At 69.3% G+C, this 15,476-nt stretch carries 14 protein-coding genes; 6 read left to right on the top strand and 8 right to left on the bottom strand.

Going from position 1 to position 15,476, the window contains the following annotated elements; all coding sequences use genetic code 11:
* Window positions 1-168: 168 nt before the first annotated feature.
* A complete protein-coding gene (locus WME98_RS19805) occupies window positions 169-429 on the bottom strand; it encodes a hypothetical protein (protein WP_437952684.1) in 261 nt (86 codons plus the stop codon).
* A gap of 474 nt (window positions 430-903) precedes the next feature.
* Here WME98_RS19805 and WME98_RS19800 point away from each other — a divergent pair, with 474 nt between their 5' ends.
* From WME98_RS19800 to WME98_RS19785, 4 genes are all read left to right on the top strand, one after another.
* On the top strand, window positions 904-2,268 hold the full coding sequence (locus tag WME98_RS19800) for a PepSY-associated TM helix domain-containing protein (RefSeq protein ID WP_437952683.1): 1,365 nt from the start codon (window positions 904-906) through the stop codon (window positions 2,266-2,268).
* Window positions 2,269-2,439: 171 nt separating this feature from the next.
* Window positions 2,440-3,141 carry an ABC transporter ATP-binding protein gene (locus WME98_RS19795; RefSeq protein ID WP_437954011.1) on the top strand — a complete coding sequence of 234 codons (702 nt, stop codon included), beginning with the start codon at window positions 2,440-2,442 and terminating at the stop codon, window positions 3,139-3,141.
* 1 nt (window position 3,142) lies between these two features.
* Window positions 3,143-4,561, top strand: a complete 1,419-nt coding sequence (locus WME98_RS19790; RefSeq protein WP_437952682.1) for a DUF3526 domain-containing protein — start codon at window positions 3,143-3,145, stop codon at window positions 4,559-4,561.
* A 5-nt stretch (window positions 4,562-4,566) separates the two neighbouring features.
* Window positions 4,567-6,057, top strand: a complete 1,491-nt coding sequence (locus WME98_RS19785; RefSeq protein WP_437952681.1) for a DUF3526 domain-containing protein — start codon at window positions 4,567-4,569, stop codon at window positions 6,055-6,057.
* Between the two features lie 482 nt (window positions 6,058-6,539).
* Here the strand turns inward: WME98_RS19785 and WME98_RS19780 are convergent, their stop codons facing one another.
* Window positions 6,540-6,722, bottom strand: a complete 183-nt coding sequence (locus WME98_RS19780; protein ID WP_437952680.1) for a hypothetical protein — start codon at window positions 6,720-6,722, stop codon at window positions 6,540-6,542.
* A gap of 583 nt (window positions 6,723-7,305) precedes the next feature.
* Between WME98_RS19780 and WME98_RS19775 the strand changes: the two genes are divergently transcribed.
* Together WME98_RS19775 and WME98_RS19770 are read left to right on the top strand one after the other, a co-directional pair.
* Window positions 7,306-7,713: a hypothetical protein gene (locus WME98_RS19775; RefSeq protein ID WP_437952679.1), complete on the top strand. Its 408-nt coding sequence runs from the start codon at window positions 7,306-7,308 to the stop codon at window positions 7,711-7,713.
* Window positions 7,714-8,388: 675 nt separating this feature from the next.
* Entirely contained in the window at window positions 8,389-8,517 is a 129-nt protein-coding gene (locus tag WME98_RS19770) for a hypothetical protein (protein ID WP_437952678.1), read from the top strand.
* A gap of 95 nt (window positions 8,518-8,612) precedes the next feature.
* Here the strand turns inward: WME98_RS19770 and WME98_RS19765 are convergent, their stop codons facing one another.
* From WME98_RS19765 to WME98_RS19740, 6 genes are all read right to left on the bottom strand, one after another.
* The gene (locus tag WME98_RS19765) at window positions 8,613-9,371 is read right to left on the bottom strand and encodes a hypothetical protein (protein WP_437952677.1); all 759 of its coding nucleotides are present in this window, start codon (window positions 9,369-9,371) and stop codon (window positions 8,613-8,615) included.
* Between the two features lie 30 nt (window positions 9,372-9,401).
* The gene (locus WME98_RS19760; protein ID WP_437952676.1) at window positions 9,402-11,795 is read right to left on the bottom strand and encodes a penicillin acylase family protein; all 2,394 of its coding nucleotides are present in this window, start codon (window positions 11,793-11,795) and stop codon (window positions 9,402-9,404) included.
* 19 nt (window positions 11,796-11,814) lie between these two features.
* Window positions 11,815-13,224 carry a diaminobutyrate--2-oxoglutarate transaminase gene (locus WME98_RS19755; protein WP_437954010.1) on the bottom strand — a complete coding sequence of 470 codons (1,410 nt, stop codon included), beginning with the start codon at window positions 13,222-13,224 and terminating at the stop codon, window positions 11,815-11,817.
* Window positions 13,225-13,383: 159 nt separating this feature from the next.
* Entirely contained in the window at window positions 13,384-13,596 is a 213-nt protein-coding gene (locus tag WME98_RS19750) for an MbtH family protein (RefSeq protein WP_437316493.1), read from the bottom strand.
* Window positions 13,597-13,694: 98 nt separating this feature from the next.
* Window positions 13,695-14,447, bottom strand: a complete 753-nt coding sequence (locus tag WME98_RS19745) for a 2OG-Fe(II) oxygenase (RefSeq protein ID WP_437952675.1) — start codon at window positions 14,445-14,447, stop codon at window positions 13,695-13,697.
* An 88-nt stretch (window positions 14,448-14,535) separates the two neighbouring features.
* A complete protein-coding gene (locus WME98_RS19740; RefSeq protein WP_437952674.1) occupies window positions 14,536-15,309 on the bottom strand; it encodes a 2OG-Fe(II) oxygenase in 774 nt (257 codons plus the stop codon).
* Window positions 15,310-15,476 lie beyond the last annotated feature (167 nt).

The following is a 15,476-nucleotide window of genomic DNA, read 5'->3' as shown; positions in this document are numbered from 1 at the left end:
GGGCGCTGAGCCGCCGTGACGCCGTTCCTGATGGCTCGCGCAGCCTGGCGGCCGAGTGGGCTCGGCAGCTGGCGCGACTGGAAGCAGGCCCATGGCCGCGTGCCCATCACGAACGGGCCAGCCGTGGGTCGCTCGCGCGCGTTCCTACCGCGCCGGGGCCGTGCGCGCTCAGGAGCCGGACGTCGCGAGCAGCTCCCGGGCGTCGCTGACGGCGGCAGCGCGGCGGATCCAGCGATCCAGCTCGGCCAGATCGGTGCTCGCGAGGACGCGCTCCCGGACCTCGGCAGGGATCTCCAGCCCGCGGGCCTCGAGATCGGTGACGACCGGGACGCCCGCGGGCCCGAGCACCAGCGGCGTCAGCTTCAAGCCGGGGTGGCCCGCGTCGATGGGCCGCGAGCACCACCGCGCGATCTCCGCGTCGATGGTCACGATCAGCAGCCACGTCGGGCAGCGGTGCCGGGCCCTGGGCGTATGTGCCGCAGGGGCCGGAGCAGCCGTCTCCACCTCTTCAATTCCGGGCACCTCCCTCGAGTCGTCACGCCGTGTGACCCGCGTGCGCCCCGACGCCAGGGCACGTCACGAACCGCACCGCGGCCCGCAGCTGCGCCTGCGGAGCGCGAAGCAGAGCTCGACGTGCAGCCCCCTGCGGCTCGCCGTCGAGCCGCACGACGCGGCGGCCTCTCCCGGCCCCGTAACGCCGCCAACACCCCGAAATCCGTTGCAGACGGCCTCCGGCGACCCCTGGGCCCCCGAGGCAGCGCAGATCGCCGACGAATGCGATTGACAGCCAGCTCACGATGTGCGTATTGATAAAGAAAATAACTTTCAACTTCACATCCTCGACGGGTTTGGGGCCGGCATGGCTTCGCCGCGTGCGCCTGCGTTGCGAAAGGGAACGCCGTCATGTCATTCACCTCGAACGAAGCGACCGTTGCGCCCGACATCGGACGTCGTCCCGAGGCGGCGCGGGCGGCGGTGCCAGCGACCCACCTCTATCGCGTCGCGTGGCGCTGGCACCTCTATGCCGGCCTCTTCGTGGTTCCCTTCCTGGTCGTGCTGGCGCTGAGCGGCGGCGTCTACCTGTTCAAGCCGCAGCTCGATCGGTGGATGTATCCGCAGACGGTCGCGCCCGCGGCGACAGCGCTGCTCCCGAGCCAGCAGGTCGCCGCGGCGCAGGCGGCCTATCCCGGCGCGACCGTCACAAAGTTCAAGCCTGCGCCTGCCGCCGACCGGAGCGCGGAGGTGATGCTCACCAGCGAGGCGGGCCGCGATCTGACCGTGTTCGTCGACCCGTACACGGCGCGGGTGCTCGGCGAGCGCGACGAGAAGAACAACCTCCAGCACTACGCCCTCAAGCTGCACACCGAGCTGCTCGCCGGCGACCTGGGCGACCGCGCGATCGAGCTCGCGGCGTGCTGGGCGATCGTCCTCTTGATCTCCGGCCTTTACCTGTGGTGGCCGCGCCGGGGCTTCAAGGTGTGGGGCACGCTCCTGCCGCGGCTCGATCCGAGCAACAGGCGCGTCTTCTACCGCGATCTGCACGCCGTCCCCGGCTTCTGGGGCGCGCTCCTCCTGCTCTTCATGCTGATCACCGGATTGCCCGCGACGGGCTTCTGGGGTGAGCAGCTCGTCGGCGTCTGGCATCACTTTCCAGAGCAGATGTGGGACGACGTGCCAAAGTCGACGGCGCCGCCGTCCGAGGGCGGCCGGGCCGATCGCGAGGGCCCGCGCAGCGCGCCCGCGCCCGCGACGCTCGACGCCGTGGTCGCGACGGCGGAGCGGCGCGGCGTCGTGCCGGGGTACAGCGTCAGCCTGCCCCAGGGGCCCGAGGGGGTCTATACCGTCTCGGTATTCCCCGACGATCCGGCGAACGAGGCGATGCTGCACATCGACCAGTACAGCGGCGATGTCCTCGCGGACGTCCGCTGGGAAGACTATGGAGTGCTGCCCAAGGCCGTGGAGCTCGGGCTCGCGCTCCACGAAGGCCGGTATTTCGGCCTCGCCAACCAGCTGCTGATGCTGGGCGCGTGCGCCGCGGTGGTGCTGCTCTCGTTCACGGGGGTGGTCATGTGGTGGATTCGACGGCCCAAAGGGCGGATCGGCGCGCCCGCCACGCCCAGGGACATGCCGCTCTGGCGGGGGGCGGCGGCCATCATGATCGTGCTCGGAGCGGTGTTTCCGCTGATGGGGATCTCGCTGATCGCCGTCCTGGCGCTCGATCACCTGCTGGTCGACCGCATCCCGGCGCTGCGGCGCATCCTCGCCTGATCCTGAAGGCGACCGCGCGCCCAGCGCCCAGCGCCTCGCGCGACGCACGAGCCAAGGACCGTTCACCCCAACATGGGAGCTACCGTGACGAGCATGGATCACACCGCAGAACACCAGCAAAGCAGGGGCGGCGCCGCCGGCCGGCGGGAGCGCGCCGAGCCGACAGACGCCGTGCTCGAGGCCAGAGGCCTCACCAAGCGCTACGGGGAGGTGCTCGCGCTGAGCTCCCTGGATCTGGCGATCGCTCCAGGCGAGGTGTTCTGCATGCTCGGCGCGAACGGCGCCGGCAAGACGACCACGATCAACCTCTTCCTCTCCTTCATCGCCCCGACCTCGGGGAACGCCTTCGTCAAGGGGGTCGACGTCGGCCAGGCGCCCCTCGAGTCGAAGCGCCACCTCGCGTACATCCCGGAGCAGGTCATGCTCTACGGCAGCCTGACCGGCCTCGAGAACCTCGAGTTCTTCTGCGCGCTCGCCGGCGTCGAGAAGGATCGCGCGGCGCTCCGGGCCCACCTCGTCGAAGCGGGCCTGCCGGAGGGAGCGATCGACCGCCGCGTGTCGACGTATTCGAAGGGGATGCGCCAGAAGGTCGGCATCGCCGTCGCGATCGCCAAGGACGCCGAGGCGCTGCTCCTCGACGAGCCCACCTCGGGGCTGGATCCCAAGGCGTCGAACGAGTTCTCCGAGCTGCTCCTCAAGCTGAGCGCGCGCGGCGTGGCGGTCCTCATGGCGACCCACGATCTCTTCCGCGCCAAGGAGACCGGCACGCGGATCGGGATCATGCGGCAAGGCCGGATGGTGCAGATGCTGAATCCGCGCGAGATCGGCCACGCCGATCTCGAGCGCGCGTACCTCGAGCACATGAAGGACTGACATGGATCTCATCTTCACCGTCGCTCGCAAGGAGCTCCGAGAGATGGTCCGCGACCGGCGATTCCGCTGGTGCTCGGGCGTCTGCCTCGTGCTCCTCTTCGCCGCGCTCGTCACCGGCATCGTCCATCAGCGTCGGTATACCGCCGAGCGCGATCTCGCCGAGCGGCTCGACCGGCAGACCTGGGTCGAGCAGGGCGAGAAGGACCCGCACACCGCCGCGCACTACGGCGTCTACGCGACGCGGCCGAGCTCGCCGCTCGCCTTCGCGGATCGCGGGGTCGACGCGTACGCGGGCCAGGCCGTCTGGCTCGAGGCGCACACCCAGAACCTCGCGCACGATCGGCCCGCCGAGGACCGGACGGCGCTCCAGCGCTTCGGCGAGCTCACCGCCGCGGCCGTCCTCCAGCTGCTGCTGCCGTTGCTCATCGTGTTCCTCGCGGCCGACGCGCTGGTCGGCGAGCGCGAGCGCGGCACGCTGCGGCAGCTCGCCAGCCTGGGCGTCCCCCCGGGGAGGCTCGCCCTCGGCAAGGCGCTCGGCGTGGCGCTGGCGCTCGCGCTCGTGCTCGTGCCCGCCGCCGTCCTCGGCGGCGCGGCGCTGCTGCTCGTCCGTGGCGACGCCGCGCCGTCCGACCTCGCGGCGCGGATGGCGCTGATGATGGTCGCCTACGTCCTCTATCTCTCGGCGTTCGTCGCCGTGACGCTCGCCGTCTCCGCGAGGGCGCCGTCGTCGCGGACCGCGCTCGTCGTGCTGCTCGCCTTCTGGATCGGCAACGGGCTGATGCTGCCGCGGGTCTTCGCGGATCTCTCGGAGCGGATCGAGCCGACGCCGTCGGCGAGCGCCTTCTGGGTGCCGGTCCGCGAGCAGCTCGCCACGGGGCTCGGCAGCCACAACCCGAACGATCCGGAGGTGCTGAAGTTCAAGGCCCAGGTCCTCGCGAAGTATGGAGTGGAGCGGGTCGAAGATCTGCCGGTCAACTTCGCCGGGCTCAAGCTCCAGGCCGGGGAGGAGCACGGCAATCAGGTGCTCGATCGCGAGTTCGGCCGGCTGTGGGGCGCCTACGAGCGCCAGGCGCATCTGCAGCTGCTCGGGTCGATCGCGGCGCCGCTGCTCGCCGTGCGCAGCGCGTCGATGGGGCTCGCCGGGACCGACGTCCACCACCACGTGCACTTCGCGACCGCCGCCGAGGAGCACCGGCGCGACCTCCAGCGCTTCCTCAACGCGGATCTCGCCCGCAACCGGGACCCCAGCTACATGGCCGGACGCGGCCTGTGGGAGCAGGCCCCGGTGTTCGCCTACAGCGCTCCTGGCCTCGCCGACGTCGCGCGGCGCCAGCTCCTCCCCTTCGCGGTGCTCGCCGCCTGGCTCGTCGTCGCCGTGGCTGCCGCTGCCCGCTCGGCCAGCCAGATGAAAGTGGTGTGAACCGTATGCGACCTGTTCGATTGACCCGCCTCATCCACCATGACTTCCGGCAGATGGCCGCCGATCGCACCCTGTTCTGGGTGATTGGGCTCTTCCTGGTCATCTCGGTCTACGCCATTGGCAACGGGATCGCCTGGACGAGGGCGCTCGACGCCGATGTCCGGAACGCCAGCGCGTCGTACGAGCAGACCCTGGCCCCGCTGAAGGCGAAGGCGGAGGAGGGGCCGGCGAAGGGAGGAGATCCTTACGGCAACCCGAGCAGCGCGCTGTACGTGGGGCGGCAGTACCAGGAGATGCTGCTGCCGCCGGGCCCGCTCACCGCGCTGGCCATCGGGCAGAGCGACCTCTTGACGTCGCGGGCCACCACGAACCTGTGGTCGAACGCGCGGACGCTGCTCAGGAACCGCGAGGTGCAGAACCCGCTGAACCTGCTGGCCGGCCGCTTCGATCTCGCGTTCGTGATCATCTATCTCTTGCCGCTGGTCGCCCTCGCGCTGACCTTCGATCTCGTCTCCCGGGAGCGGGAGCAAGGGACGCTCGCCATGGTCCTTTGCCAGCCGATCTCGCTGCGACGGCTCATCGCGGGCAAGGCGATCTTCCGCGGCGCCGTGGTGATCGGCCTCGCCGTGCTGGCGTCCGTCGCCGGCGCCGCGCTCGCCGGGGGCGCCTTCGCGAGCGCGGAGGGCGCGGGGCGGCTCGCGCTGTGGCTGCTCGTGGTCGCCCTTTACGGAGCGTTCTGGGTCGCGCTCGCCGCGGTCGTCAACGGCTTCGGCCTCAGCTCCGCCGCCAACGCCATCGTGCTCGCGTGCCTGTGGCTCGGCATGGTCGTCGTCGTCCCCGCGTCGACCAACCTGGCCGCCTCGCTCGCGCATCCGGCGCCCTCGCGGCTCCTCTTCACCCAGGAGATGCGCGCGGCCGCGAACGACGCCGAGCAGCGCGGCGCGAAGATCCTGGCCGATTACCTCCACGACCACCCGGAGCTCCGCCCGGGCGCGCAGGCCAAGGACGTGCCCTCCTGGATCGCCGGCTACCTCGCGGTGGAGGACGCGATCGACGCCCGCACGCTGCCCGTGCAGGCGGAGTACAAGGCCGCGCTCGCGCGCCAGAACGCGGTGGTCAGCCGGTACCAGCTGCTGTCGCCGGCCATCGTCGTCCACGGCGCGCTCCAGGAGCTCGCGGGCAGCGGCCAGGAGCGGCACGATCGGTTCACCGAGCAGGCGCACGCGTTCCTGGGCGAGATGCGCGGGTTCTTCTTTCCGCGCGTCCTCCAGGGAGAGTCGCTGCGCCCGGCGGATTTCGCCGCCGTCCCTCGCTTTCGCTTCCGCGAGGAGGACGCGAGGCAGGTCCTCGCGCGGGTCGCGCCGGGGGCCGGGATCCTCCTGGCGCACGGCGCGCTCGCGCTGATCGCGGCGCTCGTGCTGCTCGGCCGCGACCCGGCGAGGGCGCGGGGACAGGAGCGGAGGAAGGCCGGCACCGCGGAGCCGGCGGCGACCTGACCGCTACCCGAGCGGGCAGCTCGCTGTGACTTAGCAAGCCGGGGTGATGGTGGCGGGTAGCTGTTGAGAGTCAAACTGGTTGATGCTCTCTCGCTCGGGCTGGCTGATGGCCATCGCGACGGTGAGCGGGCCTCGGTCACGGGCGTGATGGTCGGCCCATCGAGTCCTGAGCGTGCCGGGGTGCTCGGACGCGTCAAGGGTTCCCTCGCAGGGCTCGGCGGCTGCGCCGCCCTTGACGCGCCCTGCGCGCCCCGGCGGCCGCGTCGCGCGGGCGATGGGCGGACGGAGCCTCCGGCGGGGGCTCCGCGCACCGGATGGGTCGGCGATGACCATCGCGCGCGCGAGCGAGCCATCATCCTGCGTGAGCGAAAAGCGGCCCTCACCCATCATCTACCGCGAGCGCCAACAAGCTCCTGGTCGTTCCGCTGTGGGCGTATGCACTTCGCGAGGTCATGCCTGCCGCAGGCACGCGAGGCAAGGCATCACGCCTCCCCGATCTCGGCCGCCCGCCACCAAGGCCCGCCCCGCCAGGTCGCGGCGAACAGCCCGCAGCCGTCGTAGGCGAGCTCCAGCACGAGGCCGGGCGCGACGGGCAGGGAGAAGGTTTCGTCCTCCTCAGCGAGAACGGCTTCAGCGATGGCGTCGAGCTCGTCAGGGTCGATCATGCCCGAGGTACCGACAGGCTGAGGGGGCCGGTTGCGTGGTGTCGGACGAGGGGCCGGTTTCCGTCGTGCGCGTACGCAGGTGCCCCGGCTCCCGCCTGCCGTGAGGCATGCCTGCCGCTGGCACGCAAGATACGCCTGCCACGAGGTATGCGAGCTCCGGCATAAGGGGACGATTGGCGCCAGAAACCGGCCTCATGAGAACGACCTGATCGGCAACTGATCCCGAGTGAACTGGTCAAGAATCTACATGGACGTAGAAACCCGCGGGGATCTGTGACACCTCAGAGGTGCCCAAGTACTACGCCCGCGTAACAAGACAAGCGCTATCTCGTTCTATATTCTCGAGCGTTGAGTCAAGGACGGACGCGCCCAAGGATGCGAAGAGATTGCCGGCAGCCGCGCGTTCTGCGGATGACTCCGCCATGCAGTTGCTCCCGTCATACGGACTCAAGAGGAGTTCGATGTCCCAGGTTTAGCCCTTGCGACTGTGCTGGCAGCACTTTACGAAAAGTCTTGGTACGAGAGTCTCGACGGAACAGGCTGTCCGCCTCGTGTCTGTTCCAACAATTTAGGAGTATGGCATATGAAGAAGAGATTCATTGACCTCGGAGTGAGCATGTCTTTGCTGGCGTTGCTCTGCGCCGGCGCGTCTGCGTGTGTAGGAGAGACAGAAGGCGAGGAGTACGACGAGCAGACCGGGCAAGCGGAATCGGAGCTGAGTTATGTCGCTGAGATTGTGGGAGCGCGAGCGGTCTTTGATTCGTATGGTGAACGAATGCTCGTTACCGATACCAGGTCCGATGGCCACTCGGCCGTGAGTGAGGTTCGGCGCTGGAATCACTTTTGTTGGGCATCGGGCTACGGAACCAGTCAGCAATGTAACTACGATCTTCCCGAGGGTCAGTTGATCGAGTTTCGTGCCTGTGTGGCCGACAGGGGGAATCCTTTCCTGTCCTGTTCGCCGTGGGTCACGGCCAACACCGCGGATTGATCGCCATCCTCGCGATGGCGGTTACTTCCTCCCAGCTAGACCGAAAGTGTGCGGCATCGTGATTTCTGCGTCGGAAGCACACGTGCTCTTCCTCGGGAGAGGGAACTTCTCGGCTGCGACAGTGATGGTCGGACCATAAGGCTGCCGAGTCTGCCTGAGTGCTCTGGTGCGCCAAGGGGGTGCGGAGGGACCGGCCCTTCGCGCTCGGGTACCCGTCCCTTCCATAGAACCAGCCACGTCAGCTCGCTCGGCTCGGGCTCGGCTCCAGGCTGCGCCAGCACTCCGGTTCGGCCCCGGGATCCGCCGCGCCGGCCTGGTGCCGCTCGTGGAGTTCCGTGGAGCCCCGTACCCTGACGTCACCCGCCGCGCCCGCTCCCGGTGGTTCCACTCACACGAAGCCCGCCCCAAATCGAGCGTCGCCGAAATTTGTCAGGTCACACGCAGGTCACACAAAGGAAAAAAGACACGGCTCTCGCCGTGTCTTCTGAGTGGAGGCGCCGGGAGTCGAACCCGGTGTTGAATTTATGTGAAGTTGACTGGCTTGAGTTTCGGCGCGGGAATGGGCCGGGGGGATGCTTCGCTCTGCCGCAGCTCGCCGGCCGCCCTGGCTTCGGGCCTGGCGGTCGGGCTGGCGCTAGTGTCCGTCGACCACCTGGCCGTGCTGGATCAGGGCGGATGCGCCTGCCGATCGCCGCGTGCTGGATCGCGACGTCGCCCTCGACCTCGGCGCCCTCGTCGTGGTCGGCGGAGCCGCTCAGCATGGCGCCCTCGACCTCGATAGAGCTCAGCCGCGCGATGCGCTGACACTTCGCCCTGACGATTCGATCGCTCGAAGCCTTGCTTTCCAGGCACTTGGGCGCGTTTTGCGCCTCATCCTACGGCTCCTGCCCGCCAGCCGCTCACCTCGGGCGCAGCTGCTCAATGAGCTGCCCCACGCCGAGCTCGGTGAGGAAGTGCCCGGCGAACGACGCCCGCATCTGATCCCCGGCCGCCGCAGACACCTTGGACACCTTCTGCGGGTTGCCGGCCCCGAGGAGCACGAGCCGGTTCGGCTTCGGCATGATGTAATGGCCCGTCCCCGCGCGCAAAAGCACCTCCGTCTCGCGCCGGGTGTCGAAGCGGATCGTCGTGGGATCGTCGATCATCTGTCCGCGCGTGGACTCGTCGGCCACGTACAGGTCTCCGCCCCACTGCACGTCCCACTCGGGGTGGGCGGAGAAGAGGAACGAGCCGGCGACCTCGAGGGGATCGCTGTGCCAGGTGACGCTGCTCCCGGCAGGGTGGGCGTACAGTCGACCGTGGATGCCCGCCCAGTCGCGCCCCTCTCGGCCGATGAGGCCCTCGCACGCCGGCAGCGCGAGCCCGCGGATCCGCTCGATGAGGGCGTCGTACGCCTTCCCCGTCGGGCAGAAGCGGACCGGCAAGGCGCTCGCGGGCACGCCGGGCGGCAGCAAGGGCTCGATCGCGCTCCGCGTCCACACCACGTCCTCGCCGACGTACGGGTTGCCGTCGCTCGCCCGGTAGCCGGCGCGCAGGGGCTGGACATGGACGCTCTTGAGCTCACTGCTCCGGTACATGGCCCAGAACTTCTCGAACTCGTCCTGCGGCAGGAAGTCGTCGAGGACGGCGAACTGAGAATTCGCACAAACGACATTCATGACCCATGGTCCTTTCGTCTCTGCCCGCCCTCAGCGGGGAATCAACACAAGCTTGCCAATGGCGTCCCTCTCGACGGCGCTCCGCTGCGTGGTCATGGGCGCGTAGCCGCCGGCGGCCCACAGCTCGCTCTGGTCCCTGTAATGCGGCGACAGCGGGTGCCCGGACTGGCCCGTGCTGAGCACGAACACCGAGCGCTCGGGGTCGCCAAGGTCGTAAATCGCCCGGAAGCCCGGCCCATCGCGGCTGACGAACGGGTCGTCCTCCTGGTTGATCCAGTAGCCGCCCAGGTTCACCGTGTGATTGTCGCCCGGGCTCCGCACCGTGACGTCGAACCAGCGTGACAGCACCGGAATGCCGCCCAGCACCGCGTGCTGCGAGATCGCGGGGTGCGCCTCGCCCCACGACCAGCGCGCCGGGTCGTCGCCGTACTCCGCCTTGAGGTACGCGAGGGCCCGCCGGAGCGCCAGCCCGGAGACCGCCTCGCAGGACTCGCTGTCCGGTGTCCGGGTATCATCGCACCAGCGCCCCTCGCCGCCCGTGTCCGACAGGACGCTGCGCAGGAAGGCGATCCGCTCGCTGAAGCCCTCGCGGAACAGCTCTCCGAGCTCGTCCTCGTAGACCTGCCGCGAGAGCTCCCGCACCCACGTCGCGAAGATCAGCGGCTCTGCGGCGTCTGCCCTCATCTCCAGGTCCCACGCGCGCAGGCGCTCGACGACGCGCCGCTCCTCGTCGCTCGCCGTGGCGGCCCGGAGCAGCCCGGGCAAGAGCAGCGCCGCCGCGCCGCTCCGCACGTCCATCTGGATCTCCGCGAAGCGACGCACCGAGTGCGCAGGGCTCCCGTCGAGCAGCGCCTCGATGCGCTCGGCCCGAGAGGGATGATCCCAGTCGGCGGAGATCCAGTGAGGGTACTCGGGCGGCGTGATCCTCTGGTTCGCTGTCACGATGCGCCCCGAGGCCGGCGCGCGGGACTGCGGCAGCTCCTCCCAGGGCACGAACCCGAGCCAGTCGTACTTCTCCACCCACCCTGGCACGGGGACGAGCCCCCTCACGTCGTTCTCGGGCCGCCGCATCGGGACGCGACCGGCGGCGATGAACCCGATGGCGCCCGACGCGTCGGCATACACGATGTTCTGCTGAGGAGAGTGGAAGTCGCGCGTCGCCGACAGGAGCTCGTCGGCGTTCCGCGCCTCCGCCGCCCTCACCGGGAACTCCAGCGTGCGATCGTCGGCGCGCAGCGACGTCCAGGCCAGCGACAGCACCTGTCCGCCGGGCATCGATCGCCGCGCGACGTCGCTCACATCCGAGATGACAGGCCCGTGCCGGCTGATGCGGACCTCGAGCACCTCGTCGCTCCGCCCCTTCACCTGGATCGTCTCGCGGACGGTCGTGAACGGCAGCGGCCCGGAAGGCGCCATGTAGCGCGAGGGATCCGAGGGGACGAGCTGCTCGATGAAGACGTCCTGCGTGTCGGACCTCGTGTTCGTGAACGCCCAGGCCACGCTGCCGTTGCGCCCGAGCAGCACGGCGGGAAGGCTCGGCAGCGTCGCTCCGATGACGTCGAGCCCAGGGGCGCTGAGGTGCGCGAAGTACCAGAGCGACGGCGCGAAGAGCTCCAGGTGCGGATCGTTGGCGATCAGCGGCTTGCCGCTCTCGGTCCGCGTGCCGTCGACCGCCCAGTTGTTCGAGCCGATCGCGCGATCGATCGGCGCGGGCACCGCCGCCCGGAGCGCCTTCGCCGGCGCCTCGAGCGCCCCGTGCTGCTCCGGGGGCGCGGGCGCGACGAGGGGCTCGTCGCCGGGATACGGCGCCAGGAACTCTGCGGCCTGTTGCGGCGAGAGCCGGTCCCGGAGCCGCACCCGGAACAGCTCGCGCTCCCAGTTGCCCGAGAGGTTCCAGGCCATCACCTTCAGCCACACGAGAGAATCGACCGGCGTCCACGGGCGCGGCTCCACGCCGAAGAGCAGGAACTCGGGCGGGAGCGGGGGATCCTCGGACAGGAAGGCGTTGACGCCGCGCACATACGCCTCGAGCACGGCGCGCGTCTCGGGGGAGAGGTGATTGACGTTCTCCTCGGCGACGCGGCGGAGGCCCACGGTCCTGAACAGCCGGTCTTGCGGGAGCGCGTCCTCCCCGAAGACCTCGGACAGCGTGCCCGAGCCGAGCCGCCGGTTGACCTCCATCTGCCACAGGCGGTCCTGCGCGTGGACGTAACCGAGCCCGAAATACGCGTCCTCCCTGCTCCGGGCGTAGATATGGGGGATCGCGTGGCGATCGCGGAGGATCTCGATGGGCTGCGAGGCGCCGATCACCGCGACCTCGCCGGACATCGCCGGGAGAGACCTGCGGATGAACAGGAGCGCTCCTCCGGCGGCGAGCGCCACCACCAGGAGGAGCGCGAGCAGTGCTTTGCCGATCCGTCTCATCGCGCTCGTCTTCGGCGGCTCACGCCACGCGATCGATCGACTCGACCGCAGACCGGATCGCCGCCGCGAGGATCTCCGCGACCCGGTCGACCTCGGGCTCGGTGATGATCAGCGGCGGGAGGAGCCGTATCGTGCTCCCGAAGCGCCCTCCGAGCTCCAGGATCAGCCCGCGCTTCAAGCACGCCGACTGGATGGCGGACGCGAGCTTCGCGTGCGCCGGGCGCTTCCCCCGCGCGTCGGTCCGGCCGCTGGGGTCCACGATCTCCGCGCCGAGCATCAGCCCTCGGCCGCGCACCTCGCCGATGCACGGGAGCTGCTGCTGCAGTTGCTGGAGGTGGCCTTTCAGCCTGCGGCCCATCGCGTCCGCGTGCAGATCGAGGCGCTCCTTCTTGACGAGGCGCATCGTGGCCGAGCCGGCCGCCATGGCGAGCTGATTGCCCCGGAACGTGCCCGCGTGCGCGCCCGGCCTCCAGCGATCGAGCGACTCGTGATAGACCACGACCGAGAGCGGCAGGCTCCCTCCGATGGCCTTGGACAGCACCAGTACGTCCGGCACGATGTCCGCGTGCTGGAAGGCGAAGAACTTCCCGGTCCGGCCGAGGCCGGTCTGGACCTCGTCGAGGATGAGCGGCACCTCGGCCTCGCGCGTCACCTGCCGGATCCCCTGCAGCCATGACGCGGAGGCGGGGATCACCCCACCTTCGCCCTGCACCGCCTCGAGGATCAACCCCGCCGGCGGCAGCACCCCGCTCTCGGGATCGTGGAGCATGTTCCGGATGTAATGGAGCCCGGCGGCCTCCCCCGCCTCGCCGCCGAGCCCGAACGGGCAGCGGTAATCGTACGGGTACGGGAGGAACTGGACCCCTGTCTGCGCGCCGCCGAGCCCCGCCTTCGGGCCGAGGTTGCCCATGAGGCTCAGCGCTCCGAGCGACATCCCGTGATACGCCCCGTGGAAGGCGAGCATCGTGCCGCGGCCCGTCGCCGTCCTCACGAGCTTCAGCGCGGCCTCGACCGCGTCCGTACCCGTCGGGCCGCAGAACTGGATCTTCGCGTGGCGCGCGAGCTCGTCAGGCAGCATCGAGAAGAGATCGTCGATGAACTGCTCCTTGACGGGCGTCGTGAGATCCAGCGTCTGCATGGGCAGCTCCTCGCGGAGGGCCCGCTGGATCGCCTCGATGACGACGGGATGGTTGTGGCCCAGGATCAGGGTCCCGGCGCCGGCCAGGCAATCGATGAACACCCGGCCCTCGACATCCTCGACGTAGATCCCGCGCGCGCGCCTCAGGGCGATCGGGATCCGCCGCGGGTAGCTCCGCGCGTTCGACTCCCTCCGGCTCTGGCTCGCCAGGAGCTCGTTCTCGCCGAGGGCGTAGTTGGCAGACAGGGCGAAGGGCTTCGCCTCAAACGCAACAATCTTGGAAGAGTCCATCTCGACACCAGGACGCATGGCTCACCTCATCAAAAAAAGACGTGAATCGCCCCGGAGCATCGAGCTCCCGAGGACGTCTGCCGGCCGACGCGGCAGAACAGGGGGCGCCGGCGCCTCACGGCCGCGGCCGAAAGCCCCCAGCGCTCTCCTCCGGCCGCGCTACGAGCGCGCGCGCTCCAGGTGCTCGCGCAGGCTCAAGGGTCGCATGTCCGTCCAACGCTCCTTGATGTAAGCGAGGCACTCCTGCTTCTTGCCCGCCTTGCCGGCCGCTCGCCAGCCCCTCGGCAGGTCCATCGACTCCGGCCAGATCGAGTACTGCTCCTCGTGATTGACGACGACCTTGAAGGTCGCCTCCTCGTCATCCCAGCTCATTGTCGCTCCTCGTCGAACTTGAAAGTCCTTTTCAATTGCAGATCAAAAAAAGAGTCTCCCCACGCATCCCGCCGCAGACATGCGGCCGAGCCCGGCGCTCATGAGCGGCGCAGCGGACTGAGGAGCTGCTCGACGCCCTTGGGCTTCATGAAGAAGCCCGCGAACGACGCGCGCACGTTATCGCCGGCCGCCGGCGAGATCTTGGCGACCATGTGCGGATTCCCCGCGCCGACGAGCACGAGCCGGTTCGGCTTCGGCATGACGAAGCGCCCCAGGCCCTTGCGCATGAGCACGCCCGTCTCGTGCCGGTTGTCGAAGTCGTGCATCACCTCGCGGACGAGCTGATCGCGCGTGGACTCGTCGGCCACGCACAGCTCTCCGCCCCACTGCACGTCCCAGACCGGGTTGGCGTAGAAGATGAACGCGCCGGTGCAGTCCGTATCGTCGCTGTGCCATGAGATGCTGCACCCGGACGGGTAGGCGTAGAGCCGCCCGAGGATGCCCACCCAGTCGTGCCCCTCCCGGCCGATGATCTCCGCGCAGCTCTGCACGCGCTGCCGGAGCGCGTCGATGACGGCGTCATAAGCGTCGCGCGTCGGGTAGAAGCGGACCGGCAAGGCGTCGATCGCCACGCCCGGCGGTAGCAAAGGCTCGATCGACGTCGACGTCCACGCGATATTCCCGCCGGTATACGGGTGGCCGTCGCTCGCCCGGAAGTAGGCGCGCACGCGCTCGGCGTGGATGGTGCGAAAGTCGGCGTTCCGGAACATCCGCCAGAACCGCTCGAACTCCTCCGGAGACAGGACGTCATCGAAGACAGCGAACTGCGAATTGATGGAAACTGGCTTCATGGTCGTGCACCCGTTCCTTTCTTGCCCCGGGAGCCGCGCGAGACGGCGCGCGCCGGGCGCTCGACACCCTCTCCCTCCGCCGCTTGGCCTACTGCCTTTCTCCGCGAGGGCGGCGGGCGCGCTCCGCCATGATGAGCTTCTCCAGGCCGGCGGGGGCGATGAAGAAGCCGGAGAACGACGCGCGCACGTGGTCGCCGGCCCCCGAGGAGACCTTGCCGACCTTGTGGGGGTTGCCCGGCCCGACGACGACGAGCCGGTTCGGTTTCGGCATGATGTAGTGTCCGAACCCCTTGCGCAGGAGCACCTCCGTGTCCTGCTTGCTGCCGAAATTGTGCATCGACTCCCGGACGAGCTGGTTGCGCGTGGACTCGTCGGCCACGAACAGCTCGCCGCCCCACTGCACGTCCCAGACCGGATTGGCGTAGAAGATGAACGAGCCGTCGAGCTCGTCGTCGTCGCTGTGCCACGACATGCTGCTCCCGGCGGGATAGGCGTACAGCTTCCCCACGATCCCCATCCAGTCGTGGCCCTTGCTGCCGATGAGATCCGTGCAGGTCGGCAGGAGCTTCTGGAGCGCGTCGAGGAGGGCGTCGAGCGCCGTCTTCGTCGGGTAGAAGCGGACCGGCAGGGACTCGACGGTGATGCCGGGCGGCAGCATGGGCTCGATCGCGACCGGCGCCCACGCGATGTTCTCGCCGACGAACGGGTTGCCGTCGCTCACCCGGTAGAAATCGCGCATCCGCTTGGCGTGCGCGGGCTGAAACTCCGTGTTCTGGAACATCGTCCAGAACCGCTGAAAATCAGCGGAGCTCAGGACGTCATCATAGATGGCAAACTGCGAGTTGGCAAACACCTTTTGCATGCTCGTGCACCTTTCGATTCTCGTACCTGCATCCAGCGCGGCGCGCGTCTGCGCTGCCGCGCTCGCGGCGCAGAGGCCGGCGCGGGCGAACGCGGCTCGCGCGGCGGCTCCCGCCCGTACGGCGATGTCCAGCGACAGCCGCTCACGAAGCCGGGAGCGGCCCTGCG

It is taken from the genome of Sorangium sp. So ce296, assembly GCF_051529605.1.
Classification (GTDB): Bacteria; Myxococcota_A; Polyangia; order Polyangiales; family Polyangiaceae; genus Sorangium; species Sorangium cellulosum_D.
The sequence above is the reverse complement of the archived record's forward strand: the minus strand, read 5'-3'. Positions and strand labels throughout refer to the sequence as shown.

What these genes read in the sequence shown, in the direction of transcription:
- WME98_RS19800 (WP_437952683.1), top strand. Translation starts at nt 904, where the DNA reads ATGTCATTCACCTCGAACGAAGCGACCGTTGCGCCCGACATCGGACGT.
- WME98_RS19790 (WP_437952682.1), top strand. Translation starts at nt 3,143, where the DNA reads ATGGATCTCATCTTCACCGTCGCTCGCAAGGAGCTCCGAGAGATGGTC.
- WME98_RS19785 (WP_437952681.1), top strand. Translation starts at nt 4,567, where the DNA reads ATGCGACCTGTTCGATTGACCCGCCTCATCCACCATGACTTCCGGCAG.
- WME98_RS19780 (WP_437952680.1), bottom strand. Translation starts at nt 6,722, where the DNA reads ATGATCGACCCTGACGAGCTCGACGCCATCGCTGAAGCCGTTCTCGCT.
- WME98_RS19775 (WP_437952679.1), top strand. Translation starts at nt 7,306, where the DNA reads ATGAAGAAGAGATTCATTGACCTCGGAGTGAGCATGTCTTTGCTGGCG.
- WME98_RS19770 (WP_437952678.1), top strand. Translation starts at nt 8,389, where the DNA reads ATGCGCCTGCCGATCGCCGCGTGCTGGATCGCGACGTCGCCCTCGACC.
- WME98_RS19765 (WP_437952677.1), bottom strand. Translation starts at nt 9,371, where the DNA reads ATGAATGTCGTTTGTGCGAATTCTCAGTTCGCCGTCCTCGACGACTTC.
- WME98_RS19760 (WP_437952676.1), bottom strand. Translation starts at nt 11,795, where the DNA reads ATGAGACGGATCGGCAAAGCACTGCTCGCGCTCCTCCTGGTGGTGGCG.
- WME98_RS19755 (WP_437954010.1), bottom strand. Translation starts at nt 13,224, where the DNA reads ATGGACTCTTCCAAGATTGTTGCGTTTGAGGCGAAGCCCTTCGCCCTG.
- WME98_RS19750 (WP_437316493.1), bottom strand. Translation starts at nt 13,596, where the DNA reads ATGAGCTGGGATGACGAGGAGGCGACCTTCAAGGTCGTCGTCAATCAC.
- WME98_RS19745 (WP_437952675.1), bottom strand. Translation starts at nt 14,447, where the DNA reads ATGAAGCCAGTTTCCATCAATTCGCAGTTCGCTGTCTTCGATGACGTC.
- WME98_RS19740 (WP_437952674.1), bottom strand. Translation starts at nt 15,309, where the DNA reads ATGCAAAAGGTGTTTGCCAACTCGCAGTTTGCCATCTATGATGACGTC.